Raw genomic sequence first — 14,180 nt, 5'->3', positions numbered from 1 at the left:
TTCGGTCTCAGGGGTGGTTTCCGGGGCCGGGCGGGCGCCTCACCACTCGTGGTGCGCCATGACGTCCCGGGCCAGCGCTTCGCGGTCCCCGTCCTGGTCGATCCGGACCAGGTCCGTCAACCGCAGGAGTTCGTCGGCGGGGACGCCGGCGGGCGTGCGGGGCCCATCCGCCGAGTCCGAGTCCGAGTCGGAGTCCGAGCCAGGGCCGGAGGCGGGGTCCGAGTCGGAGCCGAGGTCCGCCTCAGGTGCGGGGTCCTGGGTCGGGTCCGGCGGTGAACTCTGGCCTGTACCCGGGGCCGCGTCCGGAACGGGAGTCGCAGGCGAGGCCAGTTCGGCGTAGAAGTCGGGTGCGATCTCCCTGCGGGTCAGAGCGGCCTCACTCGGTCCGGCCAACTCGGATTCCAGCAGGACCACGTCTCCACTCTCCTCGCACGTGGTCGACGCGATCTCGCATCCGCTCCGGAGCGGATCGGGCGGACCGCCGAGGAACGCCCCCGTGGGCGCGCTCGTGAGGACCAGCCGTCGGCCGGACCCGTCCTCGTAGGTGATGGCGAAGGCGTGACCGGCCTCGGTGACCTGCGTACCGACGGGTTCCCAGGCGGGATCGTCGAGTACGGCGATGGCGTGCGGGTAGGCGGCGTAGGTCGCCTCCGTGGCGCGCAGAGTCCGTTCGTGGACCTGGGCGCCGATGACGGCCTCCGCAACGGCGCGCAGCAGAAGCAGGCCGACCAGGACGCACACGACGACCCACGTCCGGCGCTCGCGGGTCACCGCGAGGACGAGGGCGACGACGGACGCGGTCAGTGCCGCCGCCACCGCCGTACCCGTCGACCAGGGAACGGCGGGCGCGAGGTGGTCGGTGACGACCGTCTGGACCCAGGCGGCCACCGCGGTGGCGGTGAGGATCCCGGCGACGGTCGCGGGCCGCGCGAGCCCCGAGCTCCGCAGGAGCGCGGTCAGGAGGGTCAGGCCCGCGGCCAGGAGCACGATCGAGCCCGTGGCGAAGGCGAGCCCGCGACCGATTCCACCGCTGCCCGGGAAAAGCGCGTCCAACGACCACGAGAGCGCCGCCGACGCCAAGGCGATACCGACGGCGTAGGGCACTCCGAACAGGAACAGGACGAGTGCCCGTGTCGTCCGGCTCGGGTCCGTGCGCACGGGCGGTGTGGAAGTGGGTGGTGTGGGGGTGGCGCCAACCTGCACGATGAATCCCCCACTCGGTCCGCACCTGGAAGGCGCCGGACAGGGCTCGGTCTCGATGAGCGCACCGCGTCGGAGCCCGGTCGTGACCTCCTGCTTGTTCGCCACGGTAGCGGAGGCGGTCAGCGGACCTGGATGGCCCCCGACTCGCCCGTGTCCGTGCCGTCGGTGCCGGCGGTTGCCTGTGCTTGGGGTGGTCTGGGGCTGCTTGGGACGACCTGGCGCTGCCTGGGGTCAAGGCCCTCGGGGGCATCGGCGTCGCCGGTCGTGCAGCGGGGACTGTGGCTCGGAGAAGTCATCGCGGCCACCATCGGCATCACGACGGCGGCCACCCCCGCTGGGGCTCGCGCCCTGTGCGTTCCTCTGCGCCATCCGGGATGACGAACACGGCCCATCCCGAAGACGTGGGGACCCAGGGGTGAATCCCAGGTGTACGAAGAATGAACTCGGGGACTCGAATGCGCCGGAAGTCGTGCCCTCTCAACGTGGAAGCGGTACCCCGCACGGGTTTCGGCCCTGCGCCAACCGTGACTGGGGTTCCCACGGAAGGCGTTCTGGGTACTGAGGCCCAGCCCGATAGGTCAGCTGGTGTCCACTTTTGGCCAGGAACGCGAGTGTGATGCCGCTCATACTCCCTTGCGGGCCACGAAATTGTGGCCCAGGGGTATTGGGGCGTTTCGGAACGCCGCTCATGTCCACTACCTGCGGAAACATTGAGCCATGCCCGATATGTCCCCATGGGTAGGAGTGCGTCCGTGACGGGAACGGCAAAACCGGTCGCGTTGCTCTCGTTCCAGATACCCGTGATGACGCACCATGGATGATGGGGTAGAGACATGCGGGGGTCCGCCGTCGCGGGTGGCCGGTAGTCGGCGTGCGCGCGGCTCGGGCCTCGAGTCTGCCAACGTCCCCTCGGCACGAACCACGACGCAGGAGCCAGCAGATGACGCATCAGCACGTCCACCGGCGGGGTTGGCGACGCCTTCTGATGACGTTCCTCCTGCTAGTCGGTTTTCTCGTGCTGCCGCTCTCCAGCGCTCAGGCGAACCCGCTGTGCCCGGGGCAACCCGCGCCCCTGCCGGAATCGGCGGGGAGCGGTTCCGACGGCCTGCTGGTTCCGCCACAGTCCCAGTCGGCCATCGAGGGATCGCCGGACGGGCTTCCCCCCGACGCCAGCATGTACGGCCAGTACGGAACGGCCGGGACGCAATGGCACATGATCACCGAGTCGTGTGTGGACGGAATCTCCAACGGCGCCCAGGCGACTCTGGCGAACACGGCATGGGATCTGTCCCAGACGATCAACCAGTCGACGATCACCGTCTACCAGGCGGCCACGTCCGACGGTCTCCTCTCCAGCTTCAACGAATTGGTCGAGAACGTCGTCGTCACACTTCGTGAGGGAATCTGGCGACCGCTCATCCCGACGGTGGTCATTCTGGGGGCGCTGTGGCTGGGATGGTTCGGCCTCATCCGCAAGCGCATGACCCTGACCATCGAGTCGACCGTGTGGATGGTCGGGGCCACGGCGCTGGGAATGTGGATCCTGATCAACCCGGCTCAGGTGATGGGTCTGTCGAGCGGCCTGGTGAACTCCGGAAGCCAGCTGGTGACCAGCACGGTGGGCCAGGTGCCCTACGGGGGAGGCTCGGGATCGTGCCCGGCCGGAGCCGAACCGCCGGAACGGGCGGCGTGGGAGTCCGAGGCGGACTTCCAGGTGCGACGCAACGCCGACATGCTGTGGTCGAGCCTGGTGTGCCAACCCTGGGTCGCAGGGCAGTTCGGGAACGGGGACATCGCGGAATCAGCTGCGTACGTTCATTCCACTGATCTCATTTCGGCTCAGGCGATAAGTCGCATGGAGCAACAGCAAATTTCTGATGGGGAAATCGACGCAACCGAACTCTTCGAGGATAAGCAGGCTGCCTACGAAGCAATTTCATCCGATGTGGAAGAATATTACCCCAGTGTGTATCCACTTTTCTCGGGTGACGATCAAGGTAGTCGGCTGGGTGTGGCGACGCTGGCCCTCTTCGCCTCGATCTTCGCGGGGGGTCTAATTCTGGCGGGGTCGGTTGCACTCATCGTTCTGAAGATCGCTTTCTTGCTGCTCTTCTTGCTGTCGCCGATATTCCTGCTCATTGGGATTCACCCTGGATACGGGCGAATGGTCTTGTTGCGGTGGGTGGAGCTGATGATCGGTTTCCTGTTGAAACAGATTTTCATCGTGCTGCTGATCTCCCTGTTGGTCATGTGCTACGGGATGGTCATGTCGACCAGCCTTGGATGGGGATTGCAGATGATTCTGCTCGCCCTGTTCACGCTGGCGCTCTTCATTTACCGAAAGCCGTTCGCCTACCTCTTCGCCTCCGTCAACGCCAACACGTTCACCTCACGCATCGTCAGCGACACGGCGCAGAGTCGAGCCCTCAGCAGGAGCGCGGCCGTCCTGCCCCCTGTCGCCAACCTGAAGGCTCAGGCCTGGGGCCTGCGCCGTGCGCCGATGATCGCCGGTGCGGCCGCTGGGGTTCCGGCCGGGACGGCGGGCCCTGGCGCGACGGAAGGGGTTGTGGGAGAAGAGCCCCAGTCCGAAGGCGGTCCGGTGCGGGGCGATGGCACCCGGGTGCGAGGAGCCGCCGGTTACGGCCGGGTGCGTGACAAGGGCTCCCCGCCACCACTCCGGATGAACCGCGAAGCGTCGACGGCCAGCGGGTCGCGGGCGACGACCGCGAGTGCGAGTCGGAGCAGTGACCAGGCACCGACACTGAGCGGTGGCGGAGGCGGCGCCATTCCGCCTCGGCCGAGCGGTGGCTACACCGGCACCGGCGACAGTGGATGGGCTTCGGTCTTCGGCACTGGCTCCGGAGATCGTGGAGGAACGCACCGGCGTGAGGACAGCAGGGGAGGTCCGGTCGGTGGCGGCGAGCGCCCGTCGGCTCCTAGCCGCGCCGCCAGTTCGGAACGGCCTGAGCCGAGCAACGGGCGAGGGATCTTCAGCGGTCGTGAGGAGACCCCCGCCAAGGGGAGTTTCGGTGGCCGCGGGTCTCGCTGGGGAGCCCCCCGTGAGCGACGTGAGCGGCCCGTGCCCCAGCGGCCGGCGCGGCCCGCGCCGAGCCCGCCCAGCGGTCGGGGGGACGGTGACGGGGGCTGGCTGACCGGATCCGGCAAGCGCAAGGACAATGCTCCTATCACTCCCTTCTGGGGGGAGAGCAGTTCCTCCAGCACGAGGGACCGCAAACGCGATGTGCCCTTCTGGTTGAACGACGACTGACGGACAAAGGCCCCGAGCAATGCCGAACCCTCTCCCCGAACGCGCCCAGCGGGCGGTCTTCATCGGACTCGTCGTCGTGCTGGTCGCGTTCGGGTTGTATCTCAGTGTCGGAGGCTTCGGCGGAGATGAGCCGGAAGCGGATCCGACGGCCGAACCTACGGACTCCGGTCCTCCTTCGGTCGGGCCGGATGACACCGGTGGGCTGAGCGGCCTGTCCACCGTGGCCCCCAGTCCGATCGAAACGACGGACGAGGGCGACCTGGACGTCTTCGAGTGGTTGCCCTTCAGCGAGGAGGAGTTCCGCGCGGCCGGGGCGACGGCACGCACCTTCGGTGAGGCCTACGGGACGATCGACTACACCCAGTCCCCGGAGTCCTACTACGCCTCGATGGAGGAGCTCGCCACTCCCGAGTACGCCGAGGTCCTGTCGGAGGCGACCCGTGCCGGTGCCTTCTGGGACGAGATGTCCGGGGAGGAGGCCGTCGCAGAGGGCAGGGCCGAGATCGAGACGGTCCGGACCTTCGGGGACGACTCCATCACCTTCGTCCTGACGATCCAGTCGATCACCGAGACGGGCGACGCCGAGTTCGACGAGGAACTCGGGGAGTTCGCCATCACCGTCGTTCGCAGCGGAAACCGGTGGAGGGTCTACGACTTCCAACCGGGCGACGCAGGACAGTTCGGGGAGGAGTGACCCGTTTGATCCCCCGTTTCGCAACCCCCGCCTCCTCTGACAAGGGCGCCGCGGCGCTCTGGGTCGGCACCGCGGCCGTCATCGGCGTCGCGCTCATGATCATGCTCGCCATGTTCGTCATCCCGGTGATCTCGAACTCGACCCAGCAGGTCGGCTCGATGCTCGCGAACGGCCTCATTTGCGGGCCGAACGCGGACGCGGAGCAGCCTGACGCGAGCGGTTACGCGATGGACTCCATCCCGGAGAACTACCTGGAGATCTACCAGGAGGTCGGAGAGGACCGAGGGGTTCCATGGAACATCCTCGCGGGCGTCGGCCAGGTGGAGTCCCATCACGGGCGCTGGGAGGGCCCGGGGATCACCGAGGGACACAACGACTGGGGCGCGGCCGGGCCCATGCAGTTCGGTGCGCTCGATGGTTCCGCGGCGGGGAACAGCTGGGGTGGCGAGCCTATTCAAGCCGTTGAGGACCGACCGGAGATCGGTTACGGGCTCGATGGCAACGGCGACGGGATCGTGAATGTCTACGACCCGGCCGATGCGATCCCCGCAGCTGCGGACTACCTGCTCGCGCACGGTCTGGATGACGACGTCCGCCAGGCGATCTACGGCTACAACCACGCCTGGTGGTACGTGGACGACGTCATGGAGTGGGCCGGGGAGTACTCCGATGGTGAATTCGACACCACGGACTCGGTGCGTACGGCCGTCCTCTGTGAGCTGGACGAGGAAGGTGCTCCCATCGGCCGGGCGCCGGACGAACTCACGCAGGCGGTCATCGACTGGGCACTCGACCAGCGAGGGAAGCCCTACATCTGGGGCGGGACGGGGCCGAATGGCTACGACTGCTCGGGGCTGACGATGAAGGCCTACGAGAGCATCGGCGTCGCCATTCCGCGAGTGTCGCAGGATCAGTGGGGATTCGGGCCGGAGATTCCGCAAGGGGAGGAACAGCCCGGTGACCTGGTGTTCTTCGATGTGACCAGGGCAGGAGAGCCTCCAGGGCCCGGCCACATGGCCATGGTGATCGGCGACGGCCTGATGGTCGAAGCGTGGTGTACCAACTGTGGACCGATCGCCGTCCGGGAGTACGATAATCCCAATCGTGCGGACATCGTGGGCTTCACTCGTCCGCTTGAGCACCCGGACGTGAAGGCCCAGCTGGAGGCACAGGATAATCGTGGCTGATGAGGAAGTTGCCACAAAGAAGAAGGGGCTTCACGGTTGGCGAGCGGCGGTCGCGGTCTTCGGCTGCGGCAGCCTGGCCGCCTTCGGTGTCTTCGGGGTCGTCGTCGGTTTACTCGGAACCTTTCTCTCAACGCTGGCTGATGGTGTGGACGCAGACTCTCCTCCAGCTGAACTGGCCCAGACCAGCAGCCAGCCACGAGAAGAGTTTCGCGAGGACATCTTCGACTTCTGCGACATTATTACCGATATATCTGCAGTAAGTATCGCACTTACGTCGGAGGTTGGTCGTCCCGAGGACACTTCGGTCGATGGTGGCGACCCGAAAGACGACGATCTAGTCAGGTCGGACCAGTGCGCCGGCATTATGCGGCCCGCATCTTCATCTGCAGAGCCTTGGGACTTCGAGTTCTCATATCGAGCCATTATTTATTCTACAGATGACGACCGTGAAGAGATCTCGGCATCCGATTTGGAGGATTGGCGAGCGGAAGTTCAGACATCCGGGATGTCTGTCGCCGAAGACGGCGAAATCTCCATGGCGGATGAGGCATATTACTACTACGGCGAACCCGCGAGTGGTCCGGGAACTCGTTATGTCGTTGTAGCGAGAAAGCGAAGTGCGGTGTTCACGATCGAGCTCAACTCGCCGAACGACATATCGCCCACTGTTTTCGAAGGCGAAGTCCTGAAAATGGACGCGCGACTGGACAATGATTTCGGGCAGTTCATCCCGAGGTGAGTCCCTGACACCGTGAGGCAGTGCTCTGGTGGTGTCAGGCGACGCCGGCCATGAAGTGGTGGCGGCACAGGGTCGCGTAGGACTCGTTGCCGCCGATGTGGACCTGCTCGCCCTGGTAGATCATCACGCCGTCGACCACGCGGGCGTTGTGGGTCGCACGGCTGCCGCACCAGCAGCGTGCGGACACGGGTAGGACCTCGATCTTGTCCGCGAGCTCGACCAGGCGCTGGGAGCCCGGGAACAACTGCCCCTGGAAGTCGGTCAGGATGCCGTAGCAGTACACGTCGATGCCCATGCCGTCGACGACTCCGGCCAGCTGGCCCACCTGCTTGTGCGACAGGAACTGAGCCTCGTCGCAGATCACGTACGGGGCCTTGCGGTCGGCGATGTCGTCATACAGGTCCAGGTCGTCGCCGACCTCCACGGCCGGGGAGGTCAGGCCCAGACGGGACGAGATGATCCCCTCGCCGGCACGGTCCTGCTTCGTGTACAGCACGCCCTCGCCGCCGCGTGAGTGGTGTTCCTGCAGAGCCATCGTGCTCTTGCCCGAGTTCATCGCCCCGGTGAAGTACTTCAGCTCCGCCATGTCTCTTCCTCGATCGCGGGCGCTGTGCCGTCGCCGCCGCCCCCGGCGGGTGCCGTGGCCAGCAGTGAAGATACCAGTGGGGCCGGGCGCCGGTTGAACCGCTGTCGCCCCCCAGCCGTCCAAGCTTCCAAGGCTGTTTCCCTGCGGCACTGAAGAGTTCCTGGGGTGCAGCGGGTTTGTGGACGGTTCGGCCTCCATCCGGTGGTCGGCCGAAACGGGGGTGTGGGATGTTCCACGTGATATCCGAGCTCTGAGTGATGATTACGTGACCCAGGTTCGATGGCGGAGATCGGTTGTTCGGGGGCGCGAGTGGCTGCTGGACTACCCGTGGTGTGCTGGAGAGCCGACCACGGCGCTTAGATATCTTTGACCCGCTGTGTCGTAATACAGCGCGTTTTGCGGAGGGGGAAGTAATCTTGCGGCGTTCGCAGGTCGCGCAGGTGGTCGAGAGCCGTTGGTTCTCGAACGCGATGCTCGTGGTGATCCTGATCAATGCCGCCATTTTGGGTTGGGCAACTTATGGGGGTTCTGCCGAGCCGTATTTGGTGTTGGTGGAGCGGGTCGTGGTCGTCGTGTTCGTCGCGGAGATGGCTCTGAAGCTGATCGCGTGGCGAGGCGGATTCTTCCGGGACCCGTGGAACTGGTTCGACTTCTTCGTGGTCGTCATCTCCGTCATCCCCGCCACCGGGCCCTTCTCCGTCCTGCGGATCCTGCGCGTACTGCGGATCCTGCGCGTGATCACCGCCGTCCCGCAGATGCGGACGATCATCAGCGCCCTGTTCCGTGCGGTGCCCGGGATGGGCACGGTGATCGGGCTGCTCCTGGTGGTCATCTACACGGCCGCGATCCTGGGGCAGCAGCTCTTCGGCGAGGACGTTCCGCAGTACTTCGGCGACCTGGGGACGTCGCTCTACACGCTGTTCACGGTGATGACGACGGAGAACTGGCCGGACTTCGCCGATGCCGTCGCCGAAGAGCACCCGTTCGGTTGGATGTTCTTCGTCGGCTACATCGTGCTGACCACCTTCATCATCCTGAACCTGGTGATCGGCGTGATCGTGACGTCGATGGAGCAGGAAGTGGATTCCCGGTGGTGGGTCGAGGACCAGGAACTGGAGGCCGTCCAGCACGAGGCGGTCATGGCCAAGCTCGCGGAGCTGAGTGAGCAGGTGGCGCGCCTGGACCGGATGGTGCGCGATCACGGGGGCGACCCGGAGGCGGTCGAGCCGGTGGGTCAGGGGGCGAACGTCCACGACTCGACGCCCTCGCCCAACGGAAACGGGTGCGCTAGCGCTAGTGGGAACGGGACCGGGAACGCGAGCGGGAGCGGGAGCGGTTAGAAGGCACGCCCAGCCCAGCACGACGTGAGACACCCGGAGGCCCGAGGGAGGGCTTCCGGGTGTCGTGTGTCCGGGGGAGTGGGAGTGGCGGGTGAGGGTGGATGACGGTTGTGGGGGAAGGCGTCAGAGCCGGCGGTGGGCGGCGGCCGTGAGGAAGGTGGCCCACTCGGTGGAGGGGAAGGGGAGGTGCCCGGCGTCAGGGTGCTTCGAGTCGCGGATGGCCGCGCCAGAGGGCAGGTCGCCCACTTCGACGCAGTCTTGCCCATGCCCGCTGTAGCTGCTCTTCCGGAAGTTCGCGGGGATGTGGGCGACCTCAACACAGTCGACGTCTCGCCCGCTGTAGCTGCTCTTGAAGAAGCTCAGCGCGTCGGTTCTCATGTGCCCTCCAGCCTGCGGATGTGGCCACTAATGATCTCGGCAGACTCCAGAGCGCTAGCAGCAGAGCCCTGGATATCCCCGAATGTGGCGCTATACATCTCTATATCATCGGGCTCTTCGAGATAGAGGGCGTCGGTGAGTGTGGGGACACAGACGATAGGTGTGTCTAGCGGGTTGGGGAAGTCCATGATGACAAAGGGCGCAGTCAGACCCGCATGCTCTCCCTTGCGGAGCGGGAGCACCTGGATGTCAATGTTCGGCATCTGGGCCATGTGTAGAACATGCTTCAGCTGCTCGATCATCACGCTGTCTCCGCCGACTGGCCGCAGGAAGGCGGCCTCGTCTATGACAGCACGTAGATGCACAGGGCTCAGCCTCACGAGGATGCCTCGCCGATTCATCCGTGCATCCACGCGACGCTCGATCTCCTGTGGGTCTGTGTATCGCGCGCCTCGGAAGATCGCAGCTGTGTACTCGGGCACCTGCAAGAGGCCGGGGATGACCTGTGCCTGGTAGGTCCGGAGGACGGTTGCTTCAGTCTCGAAGTCCGGCAGCGACTCGTTCTTGAACACGTCCTTGTACTTGGACCACCACCCGCGCAACCGGGCGTCCTTGGCGAGGGCCTGCATGCACTCGCGCTTCGCGGGATCGGTCGTCCCGTAGAGGTCCATCAGTTTGTCTAGATCTTCGGGTTTTATGCGCTTTGCCTCAGTCGCCTCCATCCTTGTGACCTTCGTGGAACTCCAGCCGAGATGCTTGGCGGCTTTCGCTGCTGTGAGTCCTGAGGCCTCGCGCGCACGGCGGAGTTCGAGGGCGAGGCGTCGAAGACGCAACGAGGGGCTGCGTGGATCTTGCATGGCCTGAGCCTAACTAACTACTAGCCAGTAAATGCAGGAATCAGTTGTGCTTACTGCATCATGCAAGTTAGCTTGAAGCTGTAGTCACCGGCAGATAACTCAGAGTGCTCGCCGGTCAGGCTACGCCGTGCCCCATTTCGGCGTGCCGGGAAATCTCGAACTCACCTCTCTTGGGCACGTTTACCCCTTTTGTCCGTACTCCGACATGCCAAGGAGTGTGTTCGTCATGCCCGCAACCACCGAAGCGGTGCACTTCGGAGAGGTCACCGTGCCGCTCGCGAGCTTCATCCAGCCGATGCACCGGCACTACTTCTCCGGCCGGCCCGAGCGGCCCAACTACCGCGTCCGGCGCTACGACTTCCCTGGAAACCCGGTGGTGATGCCGCTGGTCAGGGCGTTCCTCAGCACGTGTGCCGTGACCCGGTCGAGTGACTACCGCTACCTCTTCACCCTGCTCGGCTCGGAGCTGGCCAACAACGCCGTCCGGCACACGCGTTCGGGGCTGCCCGGCGGGACCTTCAGCCTGCTGGTCGACCGGCACCGGGACGGCCTGCATCTCGTCTGCCGCGACGAGGGGCCAGTGGACCGTGAAGTCGAGAGCGAGCCCGTCGTCCACCCTCGCGGGCTCGATCTCGGCGCGGAGTCGGGTCGCGGGCTCGCCATGGTCGACGCGTTCGCCACCGAGTGGGGCACGGAAGGCTTCGGCCGTATGCGGCGCGTCTGGTGCTACCTGGCCTTCGACTTCGAGGACAGCGAGTGGCAGAGCGTCCTCGCGACCTAGCAGCGGGGGCCAGGCCTGCCCCCAGTGCCTGGCCCCCCGCCCTCGGGCGTACGCCCGGATGGTCGCCTCCGCCGCCACCCGGGAGTGGGCCCTGAGCGCACGCATTCGGCTGATGCGCCACAAGACATGGGTGACCGGCGGTGGTCGGTCGGGCAGTGGTGAACGACCACTCAGCCCTGACCCCGCCCGTCGTGCCCGCGCCTCGCGGCCCAGAACTTCAGGCAGGATCTTGATGACTAAGAGTAGTGATTCCGTCGCCCTCGCGGGCGGTATTCGGAAGGTCGACCCAGGTCCGGGATGGTTTTCCTTCCGGTCGGGCGGGTCAGGACCGACGATCGGTCCGGTATGCGTCGGATGCGCCCACTCCACGTGTCGGACGGGCCGGGCCCAGGCGCTGCCGCGGCTCGGTGGGCACCGGTCCGAGTACGCCCGGGAGCACGCCCAGGCGGCGGCGATCCAGGCGAGCAATCCGCACGCTGTGATCTGGTGGGGTGAGGCGACACAGTCCTTCTGGGCGGCCGTCGACGGTGATCTACACGAGGCGGAGGACGTCGACGCACTGTTGCTTGCCGTATGGCCGGGTCCCGATCCGGCGGCGGGCACCGGTCGGACTCCGGAAGCCGTGTTCGAGCCCGCGCCTGGACGCGAGCGGGAGCACGAGTTCGAACCCTGGCGTGTGCGTGAGCGTCTGACCGGGGCCGTGTCCATGCCTGGGCACGAGGGCGGGGATCAGCCTGTGCCCGGGTTCGGGCATGCGCACCAGCCCGTGTCCCGAACCGGGCGCTGCGTGGGCATCAGCCCGCGCCCGAACTCGTGCCCGAACCCGAGCCTGTGACCGTGTCCAGTTCCGCCCCAGGACCCAGGCCGATGACGGCAGCCGCCCCGGCCACAGCGACGAACCGGGAGGCCGCGACGTCCGAGCCCTGGGCGAACCCCGCCGCTCCCACCACTCAGGCCACCCGTCACAACCATGCCTCGGTCGAGTTCGGGTCCCGGACACCGCGTCCCCGCCCGCCGTCGTCCCCGCACCCGGTCCCACCGCCCTCGCCGATACCGCGGCCCAGGCTTCACCCCGAGCCGCACCACCTTTGGCTCGCCCGGCGCTAGTCCTGCAGCGCGTGCGGTCGCCGCCGGCCTGTGGTCCCGCTCTCCGGGATGCACAGGCCTTCGGCGCCCCACGGACACGAACGACGACCTCGCTCGCGCACGGCGACGCGGTCGCGTGCTGGTCGTCTGTGGTGCGATGACTTCGCTTACGCGCTCCGATAGGGCGTTCACGTGTGGAGCCAGGACGGCACCGATCTGGGACGGCCCTCGTCAGTCCCTCTGCGGCAGAAGGTCGAGGAGGCCCGCCAGAGTGCTCATCTCGGCGTCGGCGCGTCGCCCCGGCGGGAGCGGGCGGCCAGCGCGGTTCAGGTAGACCGTCCGCATGCCCGCGCGGCCGGCGGCGGCGACGTCCTCGTCGGGGTGGTCCCCGACATGGAGGATCGACTCCGGTGGGAGGCCGAGCAACGCGGCCGTGTGGGCGTAGATCTCGGGGTCGGGCTTGAACAGGCCGCATTCGGCGGCGACGACCTGGTGCGTGAAGTGGTCGCCCAGGCCCACGCGCGCCGGGTCGCTGTTGCCGTTGGTCACCAGAACCAGGGGGTGCGAGCCCCGGAGCCGATCCAGGACCGCCGGCACCTCGTCGTAGGGCTTCATCGCGGAGAACCGCAGGCTCATGTACGCCTCGTACACGTCGGTCACGAGGCTTCGGCCGCCATCATCGCCGTCGTGGCCGTCGCAGCGCAGCACGGCCCGTTCGAACGATGCGAGGCGGATCTCCTCCATAGTGCTGCGCGCGAACCGGGGCTCGCCCGCGACCTCGTCGCGCAGCTCCGCCAGCCAGTCCGCCGATACCGGGCCGCCCTCGCGGCGCAGTCCGCGCTCATCGAGGAAGCGTGCCGCCTCGGCGAGGGCTCTGCGCATGGCGGCGCGGAAGTCCCACAGGGTCTGGTCGCCGTCGAACGAGATCGCGCGGATCGAAGTCGCCTCGAACATCACGCCCGCCATTCCTTCTCCCGTTCGGTCGGTTCGTCCCTGCTGAGATCCGCGTCCCGTGACCATTCCACGGTTCGTCCCACGTAGAAGGTGGCGAAGTCGGGAAGTGCCTTCAGAGCCTCGTCCGCGGTCTCTGCCGGGACCCGGACATACAGGTCGACCCCATGGTCGATGTCGAAGAACGGCCATCCCTGGGCATGGAGGCCCTGGGCCCAGAGTGCGGATCGCCTGAGGTACTCCTGAAGGAGTCGTGCCTGAGACTTCCTGAGCAGGGCCTTGCCGCTCCACTCGATCGCCTGCATGCGGGAGGCGACTTCCATGCACTCGTTCATCCCCTCTCGCGGAGATCTCCTAAGCGACCGCCTTGGCGTTCGGCGGGGCTGCACCAGGTCAGTCGTTCGCTGAGAGGAGCGCCTTGAGCCCGGCTGTCCGTCGAGGGATCGAGGTCAACTCAGTCCCGCTGCATCGAATCCCTTGCCCTCCTCGTCCGGGGGGTAGTACTTGGTTCCGTATCGTTCAGGCTCTGCGTAGAAGGTGGCTTCACCTGGTTCCGATTCTACTCCGAGCGACTCTTCCATCTCTCTTATGGCAGCAGCCAACCGCGGCGCGTTGTTCTCATAAACCGAAGGATGAGGATCACGTGAGAAGTCATACCATGACCACATGTCGTGTATGACGCTGAGAACGCCGCTTACACCGAAGATCTGAACGTCCACCATGAATTCGACAAGCCGGGGCTCCCACTTCTCCTTCCCTTGTACATCGATCCATGCGCCCGGGCCCGTCATATATAGGCGAAATGCCCTGGAATCCGGATAGGCTTTCGGCTGGCAGGCGGCTATCTGGGCCATGAGGTCGTCGGCCGCAAGCTTCTTGTCTGGCGGCATGTAGATGATGGACCCAACACCTATAGGGCCTTTCCCTTGGTGGTCCCAGGAGACTTCGACGCGCTTGACGTTCAGTAAGTTATGGTCTCCAAGGATCTGGGAGGCCTTGGCTGCGACAGAGGCGCCGAGGAGGAGATCCCGCCCATTCGGCGTCTCCTGAAGCCACTCCCATGAAGCGACCACCCCGCGAGCGGATGGGCGAAGAGTCACTGGAATCACT

13 protein-coding genes are annotated in these 14,180 nt (G+C 66.2%); 6 read left to right on the top strand and 7 right to left on the bottom strand.

The window, feature by feature from the left end:
• Positions 1-39: 39 nt before the first annotated feature.
• Positions 40-1,158, bottom strand: coding sequence for a hypothetical protein (locus tag DFP74_RS32555; protein ID WP_147453941.1), 1,119 nt, complete (start codon positions 1,156-1,158; stop codon positions 40-42).
• Positions 1,159-2,143: 985 nt separating this feature from the next.
• Between DFP74_RS32555 and DFP74_RS32545 the strand changes: the two genes are divergently transcribed.
• The 4 genes from DFP74_RS32545 to DFP74_RS33385 all read left to right on the top strand — a co-directional run bounded on the left by DFP74_RS32545 (position 2,144) and on the right by DFP74_RS33385 (position 7,091).
• Positions 2,144-4,471, top strand: a complete 2,328-nt coding sequence (locus tag DFP74_RS32545) for a type IV secretion system protein (RefSeq protein WP_121187816.1) — start codon at positions 2,144-2,146, stop codon at positions 4,469-4,471.
• 19 nt (positions 4,472-4,490) lie between these two features.
• Entirely contained in the window at positions 4,491-5,165 is a 675-nt protein-coding gene (locus DFP74_RS32540; RefSeq protein WP_121187815.1) for a hypothetical protein, read from the top strand.
• Positions 5,166-5,266: 101 nt separating this feature from the next.
• Complete coding sequence (locus DFP74_RS32535; RefSeq protein ID WP_370013532.1) at positions 5,267-6,352, top strand: NlpC/P60 family protein; 1,086 nt, start codon at positions 5,267-5,269, stop codon at positions 6,350-6,352.
• Positions 6,345-7,091, top strand: a complete 747-nt coding sequence (locus DFP74_RS33385; protein ID WP_147453940.1) for a hypothetical protein — start codon at positions 6,345-6,347, stop codon at positions 7,089-7,091. Before DFP74_RS32535 ends, DFP74_RS33385 begins: the two co-directional genes overlap by 8 nt.
• Before the next feature lie 34 nt (positions 7,092-7,125).
• Here the strand turns inward: DFP74_RS33385 and DFP74_RS32530 are convergent, their stop codons facing one another.
• Entirely contained in the window at positions 7,126-7,677 is a 552-nt protein-coding gene (locus DFP74_RS32530; RefSeq protein ID WP_121187813.1) for a thymidine kinase, read from the bottom strand.
• A gap of 416 nt (positions 7,678-8,093) precedes the next feature.
• On the opposite strand from DFP74_RS32530, the gene DFP74_RS32525 reads away from it, so the two are divergent.
• Positions 8,094-9,017 (top strand): ion transporter, encoded by a 924-nt coding sequence (locus tag DFP74_RS32525; RefSeq protein WP_199725841.1) that lies wholly within the window; start codon positions 8,094-8,096, stop codon positions 9,015-9,017.
• A gap of 123 nt (positions 9,018-9,140) precedes the next feature.
• Here DFP74_RS32525 and DFP74_RS32520 read toward each other — a convergent pair whose 3' ends face one another.
• On the bottom strand, positions 9,141-9,395 hold the full coding sequence (locus DFP74_RS32520) for a DUF397 domain-containing protein (RefSeq protein WP_121187811.1): 255 nt from the start codon (positions 9,393-9,395) through the stop codon (positions 9,141-9,143).
• On the bottom strand, positions 9,392-10,252 hold the full coding sequence (locus tag DFP74_RS32515; protein WP_121187809.1) for a helix-turn-helix transcriptional regulator: 861 nt from the start codon (positions 10,250-10,252) through the stop codon (positions 9,392-9,394). Before DFP74_RS32515 ends, DFP74_RS32520 begins: the two co-directional genes overlap by 4 nt.
• Before the next feature lie 226 nt (positions 10,253-10,478).
• Here DFP74_RS32515 and DFP74_RS32510 point away from each other — a divergent pair, with 226 nt between their 5' ends.
• Positions 10,479-11,033 carry an ATP-binding protein gene (locus DFP74_RS32510; protein WP_121188663.1) on the top strand — a complete coding sequence of 185 codons (555 nt, stop codon included), beginning with the start codon at positions 10,479-10,481 and terminating at the stop codon, positions 11,031-11,033.
• A gap of 1,317 nt (positions 11,034-12,350) precedes the next feature.
• On the opposite strand, the gene DFP74_RS32500 is transcribed toward DFP74_RS32510, so the two are convergent.
• The 3 genes from DFP74_RS32500 to DFP74_RS33380 form a co-directional block, all read right to left on the bottom strand.
• Positions 12,351-13,073, bottom strand: a complete 723-nt coding sequence (locus tag DFP74_RS32500) for an HAD family hydrolase (protein ID WP_158613089.1) — start codon at positions 13,071-13,073, stop codon at positions 12,351-12,353.
• The gene (locus DFP74_RS33700; RefSeq protein ID WP_158613088.1) at positions 13,073-13,393 is read right to left on the bottom strand and encodes a hypothetical protein; all 321 of its coding nucleotides are present in this window, start codon (positions 13,391-13,393) and stop codon (positions 13,073-13,075) included. The genes DFP74_RS32500 and DFP74_RS33700 overlap by 1 nt, the downstream gene beginning before the upstream one ends.
• A gap of 126 nt (positions 13,394-13,519) precedes the next feature.
• Entirely contained in the window at positions 13,520-14,143 is a 624-nt protein-coding gene (locus DFP74_RS33380; protein ID WP_147453939.1) for a hypothetical protein, read from the bottom strand.
• Positions 14,144-14,180 lie beyond the last annotated feature (37 nt).

It is taken from the genome of Nocardiopsis sp. Huas11 (assembly GCF_003634495.1).
In the GTDB taxonomy this organism is placed as follows: domain Bacteria; phylum Actinomycetota; class Actinomycetes; order Streptosporangiales; family Streptosporangiaceae; genus Nocardiopsis.
The sequence above is the reverse complement of the archived record's forward strand: the minus strand, read 5'-3'. Positions and strand labels throughout refer to the sequence as shown.

What these genes read in the sequence shown, in the direction of transcription:
- DFP74_RS32535 (WP_370013532.1), top strand. Translation starts at nt 5,267, where the DNA reads ATGCTCGCCATGTTCGTCATCCCGGTGATCTCGAACTCGACCCAGCAG.
- DFP74_RS32545 (WP_121187816.1), top strand. Translation starts at nt 2,144, where the DNA reads ATGACGCATCAGCACGTCCACCGGCGGGGTTGGCGACGCCTTCTGATG.
- DFP74_RS32500 (WP_158613089.1), bottom strand. Translation starts at nt 13,073, where the DNA reads ATGTTCGAGGCGACTTCGATCCGCGCGATCTCGTTCGACGGCGACCAG.
- DFP74_RS32515 (WP_121187809.1), bottom strand. Translation starts at nt 10,252, where the DNA reads ATGCAAGATCCACGCAGCCCCTCGTTGCGTCTTCGACGCCTCGCCCTC.
- DFP74_RS32520 (WP_121187811.1), bottom strand. Translation starts at nt 9,395, where the DNA reads ATGAGAACCGACGCGCTGAGCTTCTTCAAGAGCAGCTACAGCGGGCGA.
- DFP74_RS32530 (WP_121187813.1), bottom strand. Translation starts at nt 7,677, where the DNA reads ATGGCGGAGCTGAAGTACTTCACCGGGGCGATGAACTCGGGCAAGAGC.
- DFP74_RS32540 (WP_121187815.1), top strand. Translation starts at nt 4,491, where the DNA reads ATGCCGAACCCTCTCCCCGAACGCGCCCAGCGGGCGGTCTTCATCGGA.
- DFP74_RS33700 (WP_158613088.1), bottom strand. Translation starts at nt 13,393, where the DNA reads ATGGAAGTCGCCTCCCGCATGCAGGCGATCGAGTGGAGCGGCAAGGCC.
- DFP74_RS32510 (WP_121188663.1), top strand. Translation starts at nt 10,479, where the DNA reads ATGCCCGCAACCACCGAAGCGGTGCACTTCGGAGAGGTCACCGTGCCG.